The following is a 21,300-nucleotide window of genomic DNA, read 5'->3' as shown; positions in this document are numbered from 1 at the left end:
CTATTCTGTAAATGAGAAAGGAAACACCTATGAAAAACAAAATCTATATTGCCATAATCTGTGCTTTCAGCATTGTATTTGCCGTCAGTTCAGGTTTTCTCATCAAGCACTATTGCGACTCTGCAAAGCAGGCTGAGATGTACGACAATCTGATTGAGGTTGTGGAGACCGAGCCTGAAGAAACCACAGAGCTGATGAACTACTCCGAAGAAAAGACCTTTATCCCGGAGTATCAGGAGCTTTATCTGCAAAATAACGATATGGTCGGCTGGATTAAGGTTGAGGACACAAAAATCAATTATCCCGTTATGCAGTCAAAGGACAACCCGAACTTCTATCTGAAGCACGGCTTTGATAAGGCATACACCGACTACGGCTGTCCTTATGTTCAGGAAAACTGCGATATGGAACTGCCAAGCGACAATATCATTATCTACGGTCATCATATGAACGACGGCTCTATGTTCGCCGGTCTTATGAAATTCAAGGACAAGAGCTTTTGGGAAAAGCACAAAACAGTATCCTTTGATACGCTGACCGATAGACAGACCTATGAAGTAATTGCCGTGTTCAAAACCGTAGTATATACGGATAGTCCCGACAGCTTCAAATATTATCAGTTCGTCAATGCGGACACCGCCGAGGATTTCACTGCCTATGTTGAGAAGTGCAAGAAACTGTCGCTTTACGAAACCGGCATAACCGCCGAATACGGCGACAAGCTCCTGACCCTTTCCACCTGTGAGTATTCCCGGACAAACGGCAGACTTGTTGTAGTGGCGAAGCTAATAAACGAATAATACAACAGGTAGTTCAGCCTGCATAGGAAGGAGGGATTGTATGGCTGATATTAAAACGAAAGACAATGCAAAAGGTACGATACGAACAATAGATAAGGCTGCCGTCGCAACCCAACGAATGAAGCAGGCGTATATCGCAACAAAAGAAAAGGCGGAGCGGTCGGTAAATGCCAACAGCAGTTCTGCCGAGGAATACGCTTCCGATAAACTGGAAAGCGGTATTGACGAGGTGTTTCACGATGGTGCCTATGCGTTTGACAAGGCGGGACGAAAGGGACTTGAAACCACAAAAGAGAATATCCGCACCGCAAAGGACGGTATTCAGCGTTTCAAGCAGCAGCGAGCCGAGCAGTCTTTGAGAAAACAGGCTTCGCAAAACACAAGCTCTGCGATTAAGACTGTCGATAAGGCGGAAAAGACCATAAAGCAGTCTGCCACTTCCTCCGGAAAGAAAACCATTAAGTTTGCCGGAAAAGAAGCAACAAAGACCGCACAGAAATCGGTTAAGACGGCTGAGCAGACTGCAAAGACTGCGATAAAAACCAGTCAGCAAGCGGCAAAAGCGGCACAGAAAACAGCTCAGGCGACAGTTAAGGCTTCGCAGAAAGCGGCACAGGCGGCAAAAGCCACAGCCAAAGCAACAGCCGCTACGATTAAAGCCGCAGCCAAAGCCACCATTGCCGCAGTAAAAGCAATCATAGCGGCGGTAAAAGGTCTTATTGCCGCTATCGCTGCCGGCGGTTGGGTTGCGGTGGTAGTAATTATTGTGCTATGTCTTGTAGCCTTGATTGCAGGTTCTGTGTTCGGTATCTTCTTTTCGGGAGAGGATTCCGGCACGGGAATGTCAATGCAGACAGTCGTTCAGGAAATCAATCAGGAATATGATGACCGATTGGAACAGGAAAAGAACTCTGTAAGCTATGATGTGCTTGAAATGAGCGGAAGCAGAGCTGTTTGGAAAGATGTTCTTGCGGTCTATTCTGTTAAAGTGAATACCGACCCCGACAATCCGATGGAGGTTGCTACGGTTGATGAAACCAAGAAGCAGCTACTGTCGGATATTTTTTGGGAAATGAACGATATTTCTTCCCGAACGGAAACGAAAACCCATACCGAAATCGAAGAAAGCGACGACGGACACGGCAACATCGTACAGACCGAAACCACAGTAACAGAAACTTTCCTGTATATCACGGTATCGCACAAGACCGTTGATGAAATGGCGGCTATGTACGGATTTAATCAGGAGCAGAAAGAGTATCTTGCCGAGCTGCTAAAGGACGAAAACAATCAACTATGGTCTCAGGTGCTTTACGGTATCGGATACAGCGACGACCAAATCGTAACGGTTGCCTTGTCACAGGTGGGTAATGTAGGCGGTCAGCCTTACTGGTCTTGGTACGGATTTGACTCCCGTGTAGAATGGTGTGCCTGCTTCGTCTCTTGGTGTGCTAACGAGTGCGGATATATCGACGCCGGTATTATTCCAAAGTATGCCGGCTGTGTAAACGGTGTACAATGGTTCAGAGACCGAGGACAGTGGGCAGACGGTTCGTATGAGCCTTCGCCCGGTACAATCATTTTCTTTGACTGGGAGGGCGACGGTGTGACAGACCACACCGGTATTGTTCAGAAATGCGAAAACGGTACAGTCTATACCGTTGAGGGCAACTCAGGCGACACTTGCAGAACCAAAACATACCCTGTCGGAAGCTCTGTTATCTACGGATACGGTATTCCGGCATATTAAAAAGATGGCTGCTCGTTTGAGTAGCCATCAAGTACATTATGAGAAATCAGGTATTTACTCAAGAACAAATATAACCTTCTGAAGCCTTTGTCCCAACAAGAGAAATATGCGGATATATACCATTGACAACATCTTCATAGAATTTACGACCGATTCTTGCAGATGTAACTCTATTTGTGAAAAAGTCTCTAAAGTGGTATGTGCCGGGTAATAATGAAGGAACAACAGCAACAATAAAAGCGTTATATTCATTTTGTTCCATTTTGTTAAGTTTTATCATCAGTGTTCACCTCCTTGTTGATAAGCCTGAATTTGTAAATGGAATTCTGAGTTGTTACTAATAGATTGTTCTTTTTAATATAATAATCATCACGGGAACTAATAATTCCCAAAGAAGTAATTGGTTTAAAATCATCGTCAACAGGATGCCAAACAAAGAATTGTCTGTTTCCATTCTTAAGAATATAGATAACACCGTCTTGACCTATATATCTATTTCTCCAAGATGTAGAATGTGAATTATTATTCTTATCACAAGACTCTATATATGTGACAAAATAGACATCAACAATTTCATCTGCCGTTTTCAAATAATCCATAACATTTTTTCTTTCGCTTGACTTTAGTATCTTTCATATTGCTTGATATTATTGTGTAAAATATCACATACTCTAAATCTGTCAGAACAGTTTTCTATTATGTTCTTTAAATATAGGCTTGACAAATAAAGGGTTAAGGAATATAATTAGATTCAGTATTATACAAGGAGTTAATAAATATGCGGCAAGGTATTCTTAAATAAACTGTCAATTTGATAGTGGGAACAAAAAGTAGCAGTCCCGTTTCACTTTTAATATGGGGCTTAGTTTTTTGTACCCAGTTTAAGAATACTTTTATCATGTAATTTTATATGCCCGAAAACATATAAGTGTTTTGGGGCTATTGGAGTTATTTACCCAGTGATAGGAGTATTTATCACTGGGTATTTTTATGCCCTTTTTTGGGTGTTGATAGGAGGAAAATCACATGAAAATAATTAACTTAGGCATTCTGGCTCACGTTGACGCAGGAAAGACAACATTAACGGAAAGTTTATTGTATACCAGTGGTGCAATTGCAGAACTAGGGAGCGTAGATGAAGGCACAACAAGGACAGATACAATGAATTTGGAGCGTCAAAGGGGAATCACTATCCAGACAGCAGTGACATCTTTTCAGTGGGAGGATGTAAAAGTCAACATTATAGATACGCCAGGCCATATGGATTTTTTAACCGAAGCATACCGTGCTTTATCTGTCCTTGACGGAGCTGTTTTAGTCATTTCGGCAAAAGACGGCGTACAGGCACAGACGCGTATATTATTCCATGCGCTTCAGAAAATGAACATTCCGACAATTATCTTTATAAATAAGATAGACCAAAATGGAATCGACCTACAGCGTGTTTACCAAAGCATTAAAGATAAACTTACCAGTGATATGATTGTCATGCAGGAGGTTTCCCTGTCGCCAAAGATAACCATGACCGATATTTCTGATTTGGACAAATGGGATATGATTATTTCCGGAAGCGATGAACTATTAGAACGATATGTTGCAGAGGATTCTTTGGATATACAGGAATTACAATATGAAAAGTGCAAAAGAACCAGATGCTGCTCTTTGTTTCCTGTTTATCATGGGAGTGCAAAAGACAATTTAGGAACAGAAAAACTGATTGAAGCGATTACAGAAACTTTCATTACAGAAACAGACGATATTCAGTCTGAATTATGTGGATATGTTTTTAAGGTTGAGTATACAGAGCGGAAAAAACGGCTTTCTTATTTACGCCTGTATCATGGGACGCTCCATTTACGGGATACCCTGCTGCTGTCAAAAAAGGAAAAAATAAAGATTACAGAAATGTGTATTCCGTCAAATGGTGAAATCGTCCCGGTTGACCATGCCTGTCCGGGAGAAATTGTTATTTTAGCTGATGATACTTTGAAACTGAACGATATTCTGGGAAATGAAAAACTCCTGCCTCACAAAACACGGATTGATAATCCCATGCCATTACTTCGGACAACGGTAGAGCCGCAAAAGCCGGAGCAAAGGGAAGCCCTGTTAAATGCCCTCACAGAGATTGCTGATACAGACCCTCTTTTGCATTTTGACATTGATACTGTTACACATGAGATTATATTATCTTTTTTGGGAAAAGTACAGTTAGAAGTTATTTGTTCGCTATTAGAAGAAAAATATCATGTGGGCGTGGCTATGAAAGAGCCTTCGGTTATTTATCTGGAAAGACCGCTTAGAAAAGCAGAATATACCATCCACATAGAAGTCCCGCCAAATCCTTTCTGGGCTTCTGTCGGGTTGTCCATAGAGCCGCTCCCTATTGGAAGCGGAGTGCAGTATGAAAGCAGAGTTTCACTTGGATATTTAAATCAATCGTTCCAAAATGCGGTTATGGAGGGGGTTCTTTATGGCTGCGAGCAGGGGCTGTATGGATGGAAAGTGACAGACTGTAAAATCTGTTTTGAATATGGATTGTATTATAGTCCTGTAAGTACCCCCGCAGACTTTCGGCTGCTTTCCCCTATCGTATTGGAGCAGGCTTTAAAAAAAGCAGGGACAGAACTATTAGAGCCATATCTCCACTTTGAAATTTATGCACCGCAGGAATATCTCTCACGGGCGTATCATGATGCTCCAAGGTATTGTGCAGATATTGTAAGTACTCAGATAAAGAATGACGAGGTCATTCTGAAAGGAGAAATCCCTGCTAGATGTATTCAAGAATACAGGAACGATTTAACTTATTTCACAAATGGGCAGGGAGTCTGCTTGACAGAGTTAAAAGGATACCAGCCAGCTATTGGTAAATTTATTTGCCAACCCCGCCGCCCGAATAGCCGTATAGATAAGGTTCGGCATATGTTCCACAAGTTAGCTTAACAGCTTGCAAAAGTCATATAAAATGAGATTTGAAAGGAGAATGTAACTTCATGTTTGCTAAAAATTCAAAGGCATATTCTGTCTACCTGCTGTTCCGATTTGTCTGTTCCCTGGCGGTTTCTATGTCCACAGTGCTTTCCATCGTGTACCACCTGGAGGTGGTGCAGCTGGATGCTTTCCAGCTTGTCCTGGTAGGGACGGTTCAGGAGACCTCCTGCTTTCTGTTCGAGATGCCCACCGGTGTGGTGGCGGATTTGTATAGCCGTCGGCGCTCGGTGCTGATTGGAATGTTCCTCTACGGCCTGGGCTTTCTGATGGAGGGTGCGCTACCGTGGTTCGCGCCGGTTCTGCTGGCCCAGGTTGTCTGGGGTTGCGGTGATACCTTCATCACCGGCGCTCTGGAGGCGTGGATTGCCTCGGAGGAAGAGGACAAACCCATAGACAAGGTGTTCCTGCGGGGCAGTCAAATGGGGCAAATCGGCGGCGTTCTGGGCGTGGTGCTGGGCACACTGCTGGGAAACATAAACCTGCAAATGCCTGTCATCTTGGGGGGCAGTTTGTGCTTGTTGTTGGGGCTGGTGATGGTTCGCATCATGCCAGAAACCAACTTCTCCCCTGCTATTGAGGAACGGCAGGGCTTGCTTAAAGACTTTGTCTGCCTGTTCAAGCTCAACCTGGGCTTTGTGAAAGGCGCACCTGTGTTGCTGGCGCTCTTAGCAATCACACTATGCGGGGGACTTGCCAGTGAAGGCTTTGACCGGCTCTCCACCGCTCATTTTCTGGATGACACGGTAATACCCGTTATCGGGCCGCTGAACAGCGTCACTTGGTTCGGTGTTATCAGTCTTATCGGCAACGGCTTAGGTATTCTGGCTTCTCAGTTGCTCATCGCCCGCATGGAGAAAAAAGGGACTGTCAGCCGAACCAGTGTGGTCATGTCCACCAGCGCCGGGTATATCCTGTTCCTGGTTCTCTTCGCGGTGGGGCGGAGCTTTTGGTTCATGTTGTTGGTGTTCCTGCTGGCGGGGCTTATGCGCACCATCAAGGAGCCTGTGCTGGCCGCCTGGATGAACGACCAGGTGGATGAGAAAATGCGCGCCACAGTCTTTTCCACCAGCGGACAGCTGGACTCTTTCGGGCAGATCATCGGCGGGCCTATTGTGGGGCTGGTAGCCCAGCAGGTGTCCATACCCTGGGGGCTGGTCTGTACCGCTTTCCTGCTGTTGCCCGCGCTGTTCTTAGTGCCGGTGGCGGGAAAGAAGCGGGATTGATATGGCATAGTTAAGTTTACTGACGAGCGGGAGATTACTTCCGCTCGTCTTCATTTAGTAGCGCAAAATTTGAGGACTCTTTATTTCCTTATTCGGTATAGCGGAGGCGGCTGTCAATTCGACATAATTTTCTTGTGATACTTTACCGTACATGAGCATTTGTTTCGTATTTGAAAGAACAAACTCACCAAATAAAAAAAACGATATTCGGGTGGGTTATTTTGTTATACCCTAAATTACCCTCTGAATTTGTTTTTAAATTTGGAGGGATTTTTTTATGTCCTTTTTTCGGGCAGTTATCTATCTGCTCATACGAAGCAAAATTTATCAATACATAGCATATCAGAGAACGGCAGGAAACCAGTTAAAAAAATTTCTGCCAGTGCAACGGTACTTCTCACCTTGAAAGTAGAAGTACAATCTCCATACAATAGAATTACTATTTCCTATAACCGTAAAGGTCACAGAGCCTTTGCGGTTTTTCTTTTGTCGATTTTTGTTGGAAAGTGCCGTAGGGCTGTTTCTGATATGCGGTGTCGTTCTCCGCCTCTCCATCTGGATTTTTTACATTTCAAAAATTCAGATGGGAGGTATTTATGGTGAAATATGCACCAAGAAAGGTATATATCAGAGAAAGTGGCGGCTATGTGGAATTATCCTACACGGAGTTCTGCCGTTGCAGGGAATCCGACCAGACCTATATGGACAAGCTGTTTATCCCCATTCAAGGCTGTCTGCTTGAAGTCGTGAGGGAGCAATACACAGACTTCTACCGTGACAAGGAACGGTGGCGTTATCTGCAAAAATTAGATACAAAGAATAGACTGCTATCTCTCGACGGATTTACGGACAGCGAGGGGAATCCTCTGGACTTTATCACTGATGAAGCGGTGGACATTGCAGAAACCGTTGTCAATGCGGTCATGGTGGACAGGCTGAAAGCCGCCCTGCCTTTGCTGTCGGATAGTGAACAGGAGCTGATACAGGCAATCTTTTTTGACGGACTTTCCGAGCGTGAAGTCGGGGCGAGGTTGGGCATAACCCAGAGCGTTGTAAACAAACGCAAAGCCAGAATCCTAATAAAACTAAGAAAGATAATAGAAAATTAAAATTTAAGGCGTTCAGCCCCCTTGTTTTTTCCTTTGGGAAGATGAGGGGGCTTTTCTCTGCCCTCTCAATCAATTCTGATTGGAGGAAGTAAGAATGGCATACAACCACGGACGGGAGGACAGGAAATGGCGTATCTGGAAAGAAGCGGAGGAAAAGCTGCTGCGTGAGTGCGGCGTTGATGAAGCGACCATTGAGCAGATACGCATGGCGGACAGGGCAGACTTCAATTCCAACAGGCGGTTTTACCGATGGACGAATGACGTTGCGGAATATCTTGAGGACATGGCAGGCAGGGAGCGGCAGGCGGAAGTGGGTACGGTTGCGGAGTTACTGGAAGAGATTGAGAGCGAAAATCTCTATCAAGTATTAGTCACGGTGGACGGGCGTACCTTGAAAATCGTCCTGCTGAAAATGCAGGGGTATTCCACAAAGGAGATTGCCCCGCTTGTGCATTTGACGACTGGTGCCATCTATGCGAGGTTAGACCATCTGCGGAAGAAGCTGCGGAAAATTTTATAGCTTCTAAAACAGCCTGCCATCCTGCGGGCTACTGGGTGAGGGATGGAAATCCCCTCACTCATTTTTTGCAGGAGGACAACAGGATGGCATACAGGGTTAAGGCATGGGAAGAACCTATGAGTCTATGATGGAGGAACTGGAAGTAATAGAAATTCTTTCTACTGCTTATGATGGTGACGAATTTCCGGGTTATGAGAACATAAGATTGAGTTTTTCACAACTGGAAACGATTATTCGGAATAAACGCAGCGGTTGGCTTGATGCTTTGAGAAATCAAAAAGCAGTTTATCTTATAACTGATACCAGCAACGGAAAAATGTATGTTGGCTCGGCAACTGCTCAGTATGGAATGTTGCTTCAAAGGTGGACTAACTATATAGACAATGGACACGGTGGGAATGTTGAACTTAAACATATTGTTGACACCAAAGGGTTTGATTATATAAAAGCAAATTTTCAGTATTCAGTATTAGAAAACTATAACGCACGAATGGATGATAATTACATACTGAGTCGTGAAAAATGGTGGAAAGATACCCTTTGCACAAGACAATTCGGATATAATAAAAACTGATAAAAATTAGACCGTCAGATCTCATTCGAGACTTGACGGTCTTATATTTTTTTACTGTATTTAAGAAAATCGTTTTGGTGTTCCTGTTTGCGAAGTTGATAGCCTTGTGCAATCAGCGTATCTACTTTCAGAGCAATTAGGTTTATGTCGGAACACATTGCCCGTGCAATCTGCTGAATGTCATAGCCGTTTTCAATGTATTCCAAAATGGTGTCGTCCGGGAGCGAAGCCTGAGAAGCGAAGATATTTGCTTCATACTCCATACGGTTCTCTCTCATATCAAAGATGTTGAACTCTTTGAACCCGCCGACAGCAACCGCTTCTTGCCTGTGGAGAACATCGTGTCCGATTTCGTGCCATAGCACTATCTGTTCCACGACCGGGTGCATACCGTTTTTAAGGAAAACAAAGCGGTTCTTCAGAATGACCTTGTATGCTCCACGCTGCTTTTCAAAATCTCGGTAGATAATATTGATACCAAGCTCTTTTGCGACCTTGTACGGGTCACGAGTACCGCAACGGTCAATGAGCTTGTTGACGATTTTCACAATTTCAGCCGTAGTGTAATACCCCAATCCGGCTCACCTCCCATATTATAGTATATCGGATATTTACCCTATAATAAATTATAAACTATTGTGTGTCCCATATATTGGACTTAGTTCACTGTGAGGATTACTCGTCTTTGCGGTATTTCTTCGGGGTGTATTTTTTATTGTTCTTCTTTGCAATAAGATATGCTTCCTGAATAGCGTCAACCATTTCACGCATATCTTCGTCAGCCATTTCGCCGCCGGCAAACAGACCGGTAACTTCTGCAAGCAACTCCTGAGCCTGTCTTGCCCCTCTGCGTCCGTATTTATCCTCTACATCGGCGATGAAAGCGTCATCCTCAGACAGCAGATAATTCACATTTACATTTAATGCTTCTGCCAGCTTCTTGTATCTTTCCGTTCCTCTCGGACGGGATTTATCATTTTCATAAGAACAAATTACACGTCGGGTTACGCCTATTTTTTCAGCCAATTCATCCTGATTAAGACCGAGTTTAGTCCTCTCTGCTTTGACTTTTTCACCGAATGTCATCTTTGATTTCACTCCTTAAAAGAATATTTACAGTTTAACTTCTCATTTACTCTTGACAAGTACACTTAAACTGCGTATAATAAGAAACAGGAAGTTGAACTACTCATAGTTTACACTAAACTTCCCAAAATGTCAAGGGGGGTTCAAAAAATGTTACGAAGCATACTTCATTGTGATATGAACAACTTCTATGCCAGCGTCGAATGTATGCTCGACCCCGCATTGAAGAAATATCCGATTGCTGTCTGCGGCTCTGTGGAGGAACGACACGGTATCGTGCTTGCAAAGAACTACAAAGCAAAGGCTTTTGATGTGAAAACCGGGGACGCAGTATGGCAGGCTAAACAGAAGTGCAAGGACTTGGTTGTAGTGCCGCCCCATTATGAGGAGTATATCAAATACTCAAAGCTTGCGAGAAGCGTTTATGAGCGATATACCGACCAAGTTGAACCGTATGGTATGGACGAGTGTTGGCTGGATATTAGCGGGACAGAAAGCCTTTTCGGTTCGCCGGAAAAGGTGGCAAATGAAATTCGTGAAACGATGAAGTTTGAACTCGGCTTGACGATTTCTGTGGGTGTTTCCTTTAATAAGATATTTGCGAAGCTCGGCTCGGATATGAAGAAACCGGACGCAGTAACCGTTATACCAAAGGATACATTCAAAGAAAAGATTTGGGGACTTCCTGCCGCTGACCTGCTCGGTGTAGGACGGGCAACCCAGCGAGTGCTTGACAGCTATTGTATTCGTACCATCGGGGATTTAGCGAATAACGACCCTGAGTTCTTACGCAGAAGATTAGGAAAGAACGGAGTAGTTTTATGGAACTATGCCAACGGCAACGACCTTTCCCTTGTTGCCAAGAAAGATTTCGTTTCTCCTATAAAAAGTGTAGGACACGGTATAACAACAGTAGCAGATTTAGAGAAACCGGAGCAGGTGTGGCCCGTGTTTCTCGAATTAACCCAAGACATCGGACACAAGCTCCGTGTTCACGGACTGAGTGCAGAAGGTGTCGCAATACATATTAGAGACAACACGCTCAATACAAGGCAATGGCAGACGAAGATTGCACTTCCTACACAGTCTCCGATGATTATTGCAAAGACCGCTTTTCAGTTGTTTGAAAAAAGATATGGGTGGAATAACCCTATCCGTTCTGTGACAGTACAAGCCATAAATCTTATTCCACAAGACACGCCCCGTCAAATAGATATGTTTATGGACGCCGCAAAGCAGGACAAATTGGAGCGAATGGAAAAGTGTGTTGAAGAAATCAGACGGCGTTTCGGAAAGGACAGCATAAGGAATGGGGTTCTGTGTCAGAACTTGCGGCTACCACCGGAAAAAGCCGAAATCACTATGCCGACAGGTATGGTTGGTTAAGGAGGTCTAAATGTGATTGACGAAAAAGAGGTTACGGCTTATGTTACGATGCCCGACTGCTTTTTGCAGGGGTGCAGCGAAGATATTGTTATCTTTCGTGCGGACGGCGGAAACCATTTTACCGACTACGGTATATATGAGGGAATGTTTCTTTTCTTTGACCGGAAAAAACGCTTTAAGAAAGGAAGGCTTTCCTGTTACATCAATACTGCCGGAGATGACCGACCCAAGTACAGGGTGTCGGATAAGAACATCGACGGATACAAGCACTTGGGAAGATTAGTTTTGACTTTGAGAAATTACGAGGAATAAAAATGGAATCCGAAAGAAGAAAAGTTTATGTTGAAGTAAATGTAACACATAGACCTGATGGAACGGCTCGTCCGAACTTCATCAAGTTTGAGAATGATGAAAAATATGAGATAGACCGTGTAATTCAGAAATGCCGTGCGGCTTCCACCAAAGTCGGAGGAACCGGTATCCGCTACACGGTACAGATTTGCGGCAAGCCCACATTTCTGTTCGACGAAGAAAACGGAAAGTGGTTTGTAGAAGCAAAATCCTAATGGTAGGAGGTTTTGTAACTTGAAACATTTATCGAGATTTGACATCGAAGCGATTGCCGACAAGTATGTTCAGGCATATATGGCACTTCCCGATGTCCGTAACACACAAATATACAGAATTGACCCGGAGCTTCTCTTGGAGAAGGTTCTCGGATTGAATGTCGAATACCAGCACCTATCTTATGACGGTAGTATTCTCGGAATGACCTCATTTACGGAAATGGGTGTTCAGGTATTTGAAGATGATGATAACGAAGCCTTTTTCTTTTTGGATGGAAAAACCGTTCTCGTGGAAAAGGACTTGAACTTTGACAGCAAGCTGAAAGGCAGAAAGAATTTCACCTTAATGCACGAGGGCAGCCATCAGATATTTAAGATGTTGTTCCCGAATGATTACGGTGTGACACAGAAATCTGCCGGAGTACATTATTACAAGGCAAATTCCGAGAGAAATAAGCCTATATCCGATTGGGAGGAATGGCAGGCAAATACGCTTGGAGCTGCTATCCTTCTTCCCGAAAACCTTATAAAGCAGGGAATGTATCTGTTCAGTCTTGGAGAAAAGATTGAGTGTCTGAACAAAATATACTATCCGAGCGTATATAAGAGATTTGATGCACTTGCGGATTTTTTAGGGTGTTCCAAAAAAGCACTTGCTATACGAATGAAACAGCTCGGACTTTTGAAAAAGGAGTATCTTGATAATCCTTTTGATTTGGTTACGGTTTATCCGGAGGTGAGCGAGCTATGAAATCGTTGGAACAAAAGATAATCGTAAGGTGCAAAAACTGTGGCTGGCGTATTTTTGACAAGGTAACAATGACAACAGGCGTGATTGAACTGAAATGTCCGAACTGCCACAGAGTAGTAGAGGTTGACCTATCCCTACGCAAGGGAACAGTCAAGTACAGATTAACAAGAAGTAGTAACAGAGCGAACAATTAAATATCGGACAGATGTACCGAGCCACGAGTCCTTGAGCGAAAGCTCTTGAGTCATCAAATTGCCGGACGCTGAGAATTAAGGGATAGAAATATCCTAATGTTCTTGGTGTCCGGCTTTTTTGTCGCTCCCGAAAGGAGCAAGACCGTGACATATAAGTGGCTGGCGTATATCGCCAAGTATCCGTAATCTCCGAATTTTTGATTTCAACCAAATTCAAAAATTCAAATTTAAGGAGATTACGACAATGACAAAACTTACATTAGAACAACAGGAATTATTATTTGCGAACGACTGCAAGCTCATTAACCTGCGGTATGAATATCACGGCTACACCGGCACGGAGAAATGGGCGATTGTAACAGAACTGGCGGAAGAAGAATTGTGGGTTAAATACCCTGATGTTATCCGTCGGTACACTCCGTTCATTCTGCTTTCTATGGCTCAGGGCGAAGTGATAACGGAGTATCAGAACTACGAAGCAAGAGAGAGAATGAGAAGGCTTCTTTTCGGACACGCATTTGACATCAATGACGGAGAATTTGAAGTGCATCATCCGGAATTGGCAGTCGATACAGACCCAATCGAAGAAATAATGCTGAAAGACAATATTAAGCGACTTCGGGAGGTTTTGTGTTACTTAAGCGAAACACAGAAACGCAGAGTTTTTAAGTATTTCTTCTACAACAAAACACTTGAAAAAATCGCAGATGAAGAAGGAGTCGATTTTACTTCTGTAAGGGAATCGGTAAACAGTGCAATAAAAAAGTTGAGGAAATTTTTCTAAAACACCCCCCAAAAACGCTCTCCCATTTCAAACAAGTGAAGGGGTTAATTCTAATCCGGATATGAATTACCTCAGAATAATCGAAAGCGAGGATTTACATATGAAAGAAAAAGAATTTAAGAATGTCAGATGGGGCGATATTTATTACTGCGACTTGGGGGTTACAAACGGTAGTGTGCAATCGGGAATGAGACCGGTTCTTGTGGTTCAGACAAATCGCTTAAATGAAAGCAGTCCTACGGTCGTTGTAGCCGCTATAACGGCTGTTAAAAAGAAAACGGCAATGAATACTCATATTGAGCTAAACACGGATTGTGGCTTAAAAGAGCCGTCGATGGTAATGCTTGAGCAGCTACGCACCGTGGATAAAGCCACAGAGCTTGATAATTTTGTCGGAAGAATTACCGACGCAGATAAAATCAGCGAAATCAAGCGAGGATTGAAATTTGCAGTCGGTATTCCCGTTAAACCCAAGACAGAGCGTAAAGGCATTGTACTAAGTCTTTGCCCTCGTTGCAGAAGCGAGTTTCAGTCTATCCCTGAAAACATTGTAAAAAGACTTGACCCCTTTCAGGCAGATAAAGAGATGTGCGATAAATGTCAGGTAGGATACGGCTATGACTATATGATTTTCAAAAAGAACCATCATCACGCTAAGGGAGGTGTTGACAATGTTTGAAGATAAGATTGAAGCAATGAACAAACTACCCAACGCTGTTGATGATAGTTCCGGCTTTGAGAAAAGAGTTTATACGGTAGAAGAAATAATGGATATTCTCAGCATTGGAAAGAACACTGCTTATGCTCTCGTCAACTCAGGCGTTTTCCATTTTGTAAAGGTCGGCGGACATTACAGAATTTCCAAGAAGAGCTTTGACCGATGGCTTGATAATATGGACAGCGAAAGCTCCGGTTGTCAATTATGCGATTAAACCAATCGCATAATTAACAAAAACTCCGATTTTCAGTACCATATAGCCAAGTCACTTGGCTATATGGTAGTCAGAGTGGCAAATAAGAAATCGGGGGTAAACGGTAATGCGAAAGAAAATTGAAAAGAGCGATACTCGACTTCCTAATACATTCAGGCAGACTGAACCTGATATACGAGCATACACGGTAGATGATATACAGCACATCTTGAAAGTGAGCAGAACTACCGTCTATGAGCTGCTTAAAAGCAAGAAATTCCATAGCGTTCGTGTCGGAGGTCAATATCGAATATCTAAAAAGAGCTTTGAAAATTGGCTCAATGGCGAGAAAGGAGGTTCTGAAGATGGCATTTGTTAATATGTTCAATGACCGAGTGGAGCAGTTTAATCTCAGAGAGGAAAATGAACGCTTGGCAGAATTGTTCAGCGATGAAAAGCTTCAGGAGGAAGCACAGTGGCAAGCCTATTCTGTCAAGGAAATATCTCGGTTGTTTTCCATTTCCGAAGAAGAAGCACTGAAACTGATGAATTGCGGCTTATTCAAAACATACCGAGTCGGCAACGAATACAGAGCTTCAAAGAAAAGCGTTGAAGAAAATAAGAAAATCGTCAAGGCAGTTCTTACATATCAGGACAAAAAGACAATGTCTGTACCCGACGTAATGAGAATACTCGGTCTTGGAAAGACGGCTACATACCGACTCATCAATCAGTGCCGATTTAAGACCTATTTGGTACTGGGCAAAATGAGAGTTGATGTGGATAGCTTTGAAGATTGGTATGCAGGACAATTCCATTATGAGAAAGTAAACGGCGAAAGACCCGGTAAGAAATACGGCAAAACGCTCTCTCCTCTTACTGTTGCAAAGGTACTCGGCATTCCGAGAAGCACCGCAAATGACCTTATGAACGATGGCATTGTTGAGTTTATATGGGTTGACGGTAAACGCCGAATAAAAAGAGAAAGCTTTGATAAGTGGTACGCTTCGCAAAGTAAATACACTAAAGTTAAGGAAATCGAGGAGGTGGAGGGATATGTCGATTGAGGATAGAGTTCGTGAATTAAACGGCGGTACATATACAAAAAAGAGCTATTCCGTAGAGGAAGTTCAGTCAATCTTGGGTATTACCCGACAGACCGTATATAAGCTCATCAAACAGGGGTGTTTTCAGGCAGTAATGCTCGAAACCGGATACCGCATAATAAAGACCAGCTTTGATAAATGGCTGGATAATGAATAAGGAGGAACGACTATGGCTTCTATTGTAAAGAGAAAGAATCGATATTCCGTCGTTTATACCTACAAAGACGATGACGGAAACCAACATCAAAAATGGGAAACCTTTGATACAAACGCAGACGCTAAAAAGAGAAAAACTCAAATTGAGTTTGAACAGCAAAGCGGTACATTCATCATTCCTAATGCTACGACAGTTGCGGATTTGCTTGAAGAATACTGCTCCGTGTACGGAGTAAATAACTGGGCAATGTCAACCTACCGTTCAAAGAAAGGGCTTATGTATAATTACATCATTCCGCTTATCGGCGATGTGAAACTTGATGAACTGACTCCGAGACTTATGGATAAATTCTATCAAAGCCTTCTGAAAGTTAAGACCAAAGTGGTACAGAATAAAAAGCCTAAAAATGAGTATCTGACCGTACATACCGTAAGAGAAATCCATAAGTTTTTAAGGAGTGCCTTTAATCAGGCGGTAAAATGGGAGTTGATGACAAGAAACCCGGTTCTCAATGCAACGCTCCCGAAAGAGGAACATCAGAAACGAGAAATATGGACAGCAGAAACTCTTATGCACGCTCTTGAAGTGTGCGATGATGATATTCTCGCATTAGCCATCAATTTATCCTTTGCCTGTTCACTCCGTATGGGTGAAATGCTCGGTCTTACTTGGGATTGCATTGATATTTCGGAGGAAAGCCTGAAAGAAAACAACGCTTCCATTTTTGTAGATAAAGAGCTTCAGCGAGTAAACAGAGATGTAATGGAGGTGCTTGATAATAAGGACATTATCCGTGTCTTTCCGAGAACTCTGTCAAATACAAATACCTCCCTTGTTTTGAAAACGCCAAAAACTAAAACAAGTGTGAGAAAAATCTTCTTGCCGTCAACCGTAGCTCAAATGCTGTTAGAGAGAAAAAAGCAGATTGACGAAATGAAAGAGCTTTTCGGTGATGAGTATTTGGATTATGACTTGGTATTCTGCCATTCGTCAGGCAGACCGATGGAAGGTCAGGTAATCAACCGTGCTTTGAAAAAGCTGATACAGGACAACGACTTACCCGATGTGGTATTTCACAGCTTCCGTCACGCAAGTATAACCTACAAGCTGAAATGGAACGGCGGCGATATGAAATCGGTTCAAGGCGACTCAGGACACGCCCGAATGGATATGGTTGCCGATGTTTACAGCCATATAATCGACGAGGACAGGCGATATAACGCACAGAAGTTTGAGGAACAGTTCTACAACGCTAAAGGTCTCAAAAATGCGGAAGAAGGTAAAACTGCTCCAATGCCCAAGTTTGAAACTTCGGTTGAACTCCTTGACCCAATGGCAGAGGTTCAAAAAGAGAGCGAAGTTGAAAAAGAAAAGCCTGCTGAGAACAGTACAGATGAAAACGCCGCCTTGCTCACAAAACTGTTATCAAATCCGGAAACAGCAGCATTATTAAAGGCTTTAGCGAAAACAATTTAGTCATACAAAAAAGGCAATCCGTCAGGGTTGCCTTTTGTAATTCCTGAAAAATCTTGAAATCAAGAAGAAAAACCATTATAATATTTGAACACAGATTATTGATTTGCATAAGAGAATGCGTAAACTTCAAATGCGTTTCCTGTGATTTATGGGCTACAGATTAACTCAATGATGTTTCCCATATTTCTTTGCATTTGCTAATACCCTGCTAAAAGGAAGGCAAAAAACCACGAAAAATTAGCAGGTTTTGGACGAGAATTTACTAACAGTGAAATCCCAGAAAAGCCAGTAAAATCAAGGATTTTCGGGGATTTGTAGGGAGTCAAAAATGCCCCTCGGGGGCTTCTCCTAAGCGAGGGGTCGGAGGTTCAAATCCTCTTGGCGACGGGCTTCAAAGCGTTCGAAAATGTTAGCTGGATTAGCTGACAACGAACGCTTTTGTTATTTTCTAATCATGTTCGTGACACAAAATCCCATTCAAAATGAGCAATTTCCAGCTAACATTTGGGTTCCGCTCTGTTGTCACCCCTTATTCGGGGATGTAAATCAGAGAAAAGGCGGGAAAAGAAACAATCTCTCCCAAACCTGCAAACATAAATTAGCTGAAACAATACTCAATTCTATTAGCTACAGCTAATGGTCAAACAGCAATGTCTGTTTGGAACTTTACTATCTATAAAAGTTCCAGGCAGGCATTTTTTAGTATCCTGAATCCTGGAGGAAAGGAGTCAAGATAGCTGATACTTTTTGTGATCGGCCTGGCAGTGAAGATGACAGTACAGACTTATGCGGTTGTCAGAGGGATCCTTGGATTTATATTCACTTTGTTGATTATAGCGACTGCATACTGTTACCATGATTGGGTACAGGTTGCATTCCTGTTTTCGCTGAGTGTAATTCTGTATCTGATCCTGTTTGCAGGAGTGTTTGTAGATACTGTACTGGACATGACAAGAGAACGTATTATTGATTTTATTATATCGTGAGGAGGATATGAAAATGAGTGAAAAGAATGATTTTATACAATTACCACCAATCAAAAAAGACACACCGTCCGAAGTGGTCTCAATGATCTGGCAATATTTGAAATTACCTGAGGAATCCAGAAAGAGAGTGACGGCAGATCTAATTGATGTGGATGAAAATTGTGAGAAGGAAGATTTTCAGATTCCAGATCTCTATGACATCGTTCCAAAAGAAGAAATCGCGGAATTTGAAGAAACTATGCGTAAAATTATAGTAGGAATTATCTCTCAGGCCAGCAGTGTTGCCACCTGGGTGTATGTACAGAAATATGTGAAGCACAAAACTCTGGATGAAATGCTGCAAGAATGGAAAGGGGTAAGCCAGTTTATTATTGTCATGGATACCTGGTTCGAAAGATTGATGGCAGAATAATAGATGCTGTGATAGAATGAAGAAAACGATTTGAAGTGCAAATCGGAATTTGTGGAGAGATTTCCTGAACTTTCCTTATTTTTCAAGGCTTACAGCCTCTTAGATAGTGAAATGATATGTATTTTCCCTTATTTTTGCCCTTATGCGGAATCCGCAAGGGAAATAAGGGAAATTTTTAGTTAAGCATTGCTCACTACTTTATCAAGAAGTCTTGCGGAATCCCGCTTTGCTTTTCTTGTTGAGTGAGCGTAAATATTCATTGTGGTACTGACATCAGAGTGTCCTAACAGTTCCTGTACATCTTTCGGTGCAGCCCCATTGGAAAGCAGATTGCTGGTGTAGGTGTGACGTAACTGGTGGAAATGGAAATCTTCAAATCCTTCCAGCTTTTTTGACACTGATCTGCATACAATGCTGAGTGTACTCGGCAGTTCCAAAGAGCCATCCGGTCTTAAGCAGACAAAGGAGATTTCTTTGTAATCTGCCGGGACTTCCTGTGTTCCGGCAAGATGATAGTATTCATAATAGACTCTGTTTTTCACATGAACTTCTTTGTAGTAATTGCGGTGATATAATTCGCCATACTGCATCCGGTTTTTGAGTTGTTCCTTTCTGGCAGCTTTTAATATTTCAGTCAGAGTATCGCCAAAATCAACAATCCTTACTTTCTTCCGTTTCGTTGGTCCGATAATGTTTTTGTGTTTTATGCCGTCGTAGCGGATACTGCGTTTTATGGTCAGGCATTGTTCCTCAAGGTTAATGTCCTGCCATGTAAGACCACAGGTTTCTCCGATACGGAGCCCGGCATAATACGCAATCTGAATCGGCAGAATGGCAGGTGGGTTTTTCTTTTCCAGATACTTGATAAGCCGCTCGTAATCCTCGTGTGAAATCGGCTGTGTGCCTTCTTCCACTTCATCATCGGAAAAGAGGTCAACTTCCTCTGCCTGTCGTTTCAGTTTGATATATTGCATCGGATTGAAACTGATTAGTTGTTTTGGAAATACTGCAAAACGGAATGACTGCTGTAACACTGCGGAAAAAGAATGTATATAATCTTTGCTGTATCCCTTTCTTACTTTCCCGTCTGGAAACTCACCACCGAATGTAAGCAGATCAAGAAATGCCTGTAAATGTTCGGCAGTAACTGTTTTCAGTTTGCGGTCTGCAATCGGGTGTTTTTTGATACAGCGGATTGCACCAAGATAATTTTCCACTGTGCCGTTGCTGAGTGTCCCGGTTTTCAGTTCTTCTTCCGCCCACATATCCAGAAGCTCTCCTACCGTAAGGCTGTCTGCCTTTGCGACAAACTTCTTATTTTCGTAATCTTCCAGTGCTTTGCGGAGAAGTTTTTCCGTCTCACTTTTACTTTCGGTTCCAGCATATTCTTTCTGAACCATTTTACCGCTTGCATCTTCTACATAGAAGCGATAGTACCATTTTTTTCCTTTTTTTCTAACAGATCCTTTTGCCATAATCGTATGTCTCCTTTCGATATCAGACAATCGGAACTGTTGAAATGCTTCTTGCGTGTAAGTATATCACAACTCCGGTTGTCTTACTATACCGATTCAGAATCCTCATACATAACTTCGGATAAAAGATTGGCAAGTCTTTGTTCTGCTGTTTCCGGTTTCTTAGAATAGAGTCTTATCACATCTGCCATATCGTTAAATGCGTTGACAGTATGTGTGATCTCCCTGAGAAACATGATCTCGTTATATTCATCTTTCGATTCAAAGCCCATTACTTTGGCAATGTCCGCATCTTTGGTACTGCCCTTGTAATTTTTACAGGCGAACTGAAACGAATCCAGAAACAGTTCATATTGCTTTAACATTAACAGCAGTAAGTCTTTGGAAAATGCGTCTTCTGTTTTATTGAGGTCGAGCGGTAACTGTTTGAGAATATCACTCATCGCATCACGAATCAGTAATTCTTTCTTATCCGTAATATCAGTTTCATATTCATCGTTTTCCCCTTTGAGCCATTCAATCGATACATGAAGTGCTTCCGAAAGACCTTCCAGTACCATCTTTTTGGTATTGTCAATCGAACCATTCTCATAACGCAGGATTGTGGAAGCGGTAACTCCCATCTTCTCTGCGACATAAGGCTGTGTCAGATTTAATTCCAGACGGCGCTGTTTTGCCCTGCTGCCAATCAGCTTGCGTAGTTCTTTATCTTTCATGCTGATGTGCCTCCTTTTTCGGTATGTCATTACTATACCACGCAACAAAATATATTGCAATATGCAATTTATAGAAAACGAATGAAATTTCATAATGCTTGACAAAGCAATATAAACACGCTATACTGACAGCACAAATGAAATTGCATAATGCAATTTAAAAGGAGGTGGTCATATGACACAAAGAAAGATTGCCTTATCTATTGAAGAAGCTGCTGATTATACGGGAATCGGCAGGAACACCCTGAGAAAACTGGTGGAATGGAAGAAACTTCCGGTATTAAAGGTTGGGAGAAAAGTCCTGATCAAAACGGATATGCTGGA

Annotated in this window: 28 protein-coding genes; 22 read left to right on the top strand and 6 right to left on the bottom strand. The window is 42.7% G+C overall.

Annotated elements, in window-relative coordinates:
• The first annotated feature begins 29 nt into the window (after positions 1-29).
• On the top strand, positions 30-800 hold the full coding sequence (gene srtB, locus DXC04_RS09945) for a class B sortase (RefSeq protein ID WP_015573060.1): 771 nt from the start codon (positions 30-32) through the stop codon (positions 798-800).
• Positions 801-840: 40 nt separating this feature from the next.
• Positions 841-2,550 carry a CHAP domain-containing protein gene (locus DXC04_RS09940; RefSeq protein WP_015573059.1) on the top strand — a complete coding sequence of 570 codons (1,710 nt, stop codon included), beginning with the start codon at positions 841-843 and terminating at the stop codon, positions 2,548-2,550.
• Between the two features lie 58 nt (positions 2,551-2,608).
• Here DXC04_RS09940 and DXC04_RS09935 read toward each other — a convergent pair whose 3' ends face one another.
• Entirely contained in the window at positions 2,609-2,830 is a 222-nt protein-coding gene (locus DXC04_RS09935; RefSeq protein WP_015573058.1) for a hypothetical protein, read from the bottom strand.
• Complete coding sequence (locus DXC04_RS09930; protein WP_015573057.1) at positions 2,817-3,149, bottom strand: hypothetical protein; 333 nt, start codon at positions 3,147-3,149, stop codon at positions 2,817-2,819. Before DXC04_RS09930 ends, DXC04_RS09935 begins: the two co-directional genes overlap by 14 nt.
• Before the next feature lie 427 nt (positions 3,150-3,576).
• On the opposite strand from DXC04_RS09930, the gene tet(O/32/O) reads away from it, so the two are divergent.
• From tet(O/32/O) to DXC04_RS09900, 5 genes are all read left to right on the top strand, one after another.
• Positions 3,577-5,496 (top strand): tetracycline resistance ribosomal protection mosaic protein Tet(O/32/O), encoded by a 1,920-nt coding sequence (tet(O/32/O), locus tag DXC04_RS09925; RefSeq protein WP_118442958.1) that lies wholly within the window; start codon positions 3,577-3,579, stop codon positions 5,494-5,496.
• 50 nt (positions 5,497-5,546) lie between these two features.
• Positions 5,547-6,767 carry a tetracycline efflux MFS transporter Tet(40) gene (gene tet(40), locus DXC04_RS09920; RefSeq protein WP_118660938.1) on the top strand — a complete coding sequence of 407 codons (1,221 nt, stop codon included), beginning with the start codon at positions 5,547-5,549 and terminating at the stop codon, positions 6,765-6,767.
• Between the two features lie 599 nt (positions 6,768-7,366).
• Positions 7,367-7,876 carry a sigma-70 family RNA polymerase sigma factor gene (locus DXC04_RS09910; protein WP_105116765.1) on the top strand — a complete coding sequence of 170 codons (510 nt, stop codon included), beginning with the start codon at positions 7,367-7,369 and terminating at the stop codon, positions 7,874-7,876.
• Positions 7,877-7,970: 94 nt separating this feature from the next.
• The gene (locus DXC04_RS09905; RefSeq protein WP_000323895.1) at positions 7,971-8,396 is read left to right on the top strand and encodes a sigma-70 family RNA polymerase sigma factor; all 426 of its coding nucleotides are present in this window, start codon (positions 7,971-7,973) and stop codon (positions 8,394-8,396) included.
• A 124-nt stretch (positions 8,397-8,520) separates the two neighbouring features.
• Complete coding sequence (locus DXC04_RS09900; RefSeq protein WP_015573053.1) at positions 8,521-8,970, top strand: GIY-YIG nuclease family protein; 450 nt, start codon at positions 8,521-8,523, stop codon at positions 8,968-8,970.
• Positions 8,971-9,011: 41 nt separating this feature from the next.
• On the opposite strand, the gene DXC04_RS09895 is transcribed toward DXC04_RS09900, so the two are convergent.
• Both DXC04_RS09895 and DXC04_RS09890 read right to left on the bottom strand, forming a co-directional pair.
• Positions 9,012-9,545 carry an ImmA/IrrE family metallo-endopeptidase gene (locus DXC04_RS09895; RefSeq protein ID WP_024721678.1) on the bottom strand — a complete coding sequence of 178 codons (534 nt, stop codon included), beginning with the start codon at positions 9,543-9,545 and terminating at the stop codon, positions 9,012-9,014.
• Between the two features lie 100 nt (positions 9,546-9,645).
• Positions 9,646-10,056, bottom strand: a complete 411-nt coding sequence (locus DXC04_RS09890) for a helix-turn-helix domain-containing protein (RefSeq protein ID WP_015573052.1) — start codon at positions 10,054-10,056, stop codon at positions 9,646-9,648.
• Positions 10,057-10,206: 150 nt separating this feature from the next.
• Between DXC04_RS09890 and DXC04_RS09885 the strand changes: the two genes are divergently transcribed.
• The 14 genes from DXC04_RS09885 to DXC04_RS09810 all read left to right on the top strand — a co-directional run bounded on the left by DXC04_RS09885 (position 10,207) and on the right by DXC04_RS09810 (position 18,785).
• Entirely contained in the window at positions 10,207-11,442 is a 1,236-nt protein-coding gene (locus DXC04_RS09885; RefSeq protein WP_015573051.1) for a DNA polymerase Y family protein, read from the top strand.
• Between the two features lie 12 nt (positions 11,443-11,454).
• Positions 11,455-11,754: a hypothetical protein gene (locus DXC04_RS09880; RefSeq protein ID WP_024721677.1), complete on the top strand. Its 300-nt coding sequence runs from the start codon at positions 11,455-11,457 to the stop codon at positions 11,752-11,754.
• A gap of 2 nt (positions 11,755-11,756) precedes the next feature.
• On the top strand, positions 11,757-12,008 hold the full coding sequence (locus tag DXC04_RS09875) for a hypothetical protein (RefSeq protein WP_003525178.1): 252 nt from the start codon (positions 11,757-11,759) through the stop codon (positions 12,006-12,008).
• Positions 12,009-12,027: 19 nt separating this feature from the next.
• Positions 12,028-12,759 (top strand): ImmA/IrrE family metallo-endopeptidase, encoded by a 732-nt coding sequence (locus DXC04_RS09870; RefSeq protein ID WP_024721676.1) that lies wholly within the window; start codon positions 12,028-12,030, stop codon positions 12,757-12,759.
• Positions 12,756-12,953, top strand: a complete 198-nt coding sequence (locus DXC04_RS09865; RefSeq protein ID WP_074124429.1) for a hypothetical protein — start codon at positions 12,756-12,758, stop codon at positions 12,951-12,953. The genes DXC04_RS09870 and DXC04_RS09865 overlap by 4 nt, the downstream gene beginning before the upstream one ends.
• A gap of 244 nt (positions 12,954-13,197) precedes the next feature.
• Positions 13,198-13,737, top strand: coding sequence for a sigma-70 family RNA polymerase sigma factor (locus DXC04_RS09860; protein ID WP_015573050.1), 540 nt, complete (start codon positions 13,198-13,200; stop codon positions 13,735-13,737).
• A 100-nt stretch (positions 13,738-13,837) separates the two neighbouring features.
• Positions 13,838-14,416: a type II toxin-antitoxin system PemK/MazF family toxin gene (locus DXC04_RS09855; RefSeq protein WP_024721675.1), complete on the top strand. Its 579-nt coding sequence runs from the start codon at positions 13,838-13,840 to the stop codon at positions 14,414-14,416.
• The gene (locus tag DXC04_RS09850; RefSeq protein ID WP_015573048.1) at positions 14,409-14,669 is read left to right on the top strand and encodes a helix-turn-helix domain-containing protein; all 261 of its coding nucleotides are present in this window, start codon (positions 14,409-14,411) and stop codon (positions 14,667-14,669) included. Before DXC04_RS09855 ends, DXC04_RS09850 begins: the two co-directional genes overlap by 8 nt.
• Positions 14,670-14,775: 106 nt before the next feature.
• A complete protein-coding gene (locus DXC04_RS09845) occupies positions 14,776-15,027 on the top strand; it encodes a helix-turn-helix domain-containing protein (protein ID WP_015573047.1) in 252 nt (83 codons plus the stop codon).
• Positions 15,014-15,715 (top strand): helix-turn-helix domain-containing protein, encoded by a 702-nt coding sequence (locus DXC04_RS09840; RefSeq protein ID WP_015573046.1) that lies wholly within the window; start codon positions 15,014-15,016, stop codon positions 15,713-15,715. The genes DXC04_RS09845 and DXC04_RS09840 overlap by 14 nt, the downstream gene beginning before the upstream one ends.
• Entirely contained in the window at positions 15,705-15,911 is a 207-nt protein-coding gene (locus tag DXC04_RS09835) for a helix-turn-helix domain-containing protein (protein ID WP_015573045.1), read from the top strand. The genes DXC04_RS09840 and DXC04_RS09835 overlap by 11 nt, the downstream gene beginning before the upstream one ends.
• A 12-nt stretch (positions 15,912-15,923) precedes the next feature.
• Positions 15,924-17,387 (top strand): tyrosine-type recombinase/integrase, encoded by a 1,464-nt coding sequence (locus DXC04_RS09830; protein WP_015573044.1) that lies wholly within the window; start codon positions 15,924-15,926, stop codon positions 17,385-17,387.
• Between the two features lie 737 nt (positions 17,388-18,124).
• Positions 18,125-18,373 (top strand): hypothetical protein, encoded by a 249-nt coding sequence (locus DXC04_RS09815; protein WP_117538435.1) that lies wholly within the window; start codon positions 18,125-18,127, stop codon positions 18,371-18,373.
• Between the two features lie 13 nt (positions 18,374-18,386).
• Positions 18,387-18,785: a hypothetical protein gene (locus DXC04_RS09810; protein ID WP_330411929.1), complete on the top strand. Its 399-nt coding sequence runs from the start codon at positions 18,387-18,389 to the stop codon at positions 18,783-18,785.
• Between the two features lie 179 nt (positions 18,786-18,964).
• On the opposite strand, the gene DXC04_RS09805 is transcribed toward DXC04_RS09810, so the two are convergent.
• Together DXC04_RS09805 and DXC04_RS09800 are read right to left on the bottom strand one after the other, a co-directional pair.
• On the bottom strand, positions 18,965-20,260 hold the full coding sequence (locus tag DXC04_RS09805; RefSeq protein WP_108817231.1) for a tyrosine-type recombinase/integrase: 1,296 nt from the start codon (positions 20,258-20,260) through the stop codon (positions 18,965-18,967).
• Between the two features lie 86 nt (positions 20,261-20,346).
• Positions 20,347-20,976 carry a helix-turn-helix domain-containing protein gene (locus tag DXC04_RS09800; RefSeq protein ID WP_109257464.1) on the bottom strand — a complete coding sequence of 210 codons (630 nt, stop codon included), beginning with the start codon at positions 20,974-20,976 and terminating at the stop codon, positions 20,347-20,349.
• A gap of 175 nt (positions 20,977-21,151) precedes the next feature.
• Between DXC04_RS09800 and DXC04_RS09795 the strand changes: the two genes are divergently transcribed.
• A partial coding sequence (locus DXC04_RS09795) for a helix-turn-helix domain-containing protein (protein WP_147366237.1) occupies positions 21,152-21,300 on the top strand: 149 nt, incomplete at its 3' end.

Origin of the sequence: Dorea sp. OM07-5, assembly GCF_003481355.1 — a bacterium.
GTDB classification, from domain to species: Bacteria; Bacillota; Clostridia; order Lachnospirales; family Lachnospiraceae; genus Dorea_D; species Dorea_D hominis.
The sequence above is the reverse complement of the archived record's forward strand: the minus strand, read 5'-3'. Positions and strand labels throughout refer to the sequence as shown.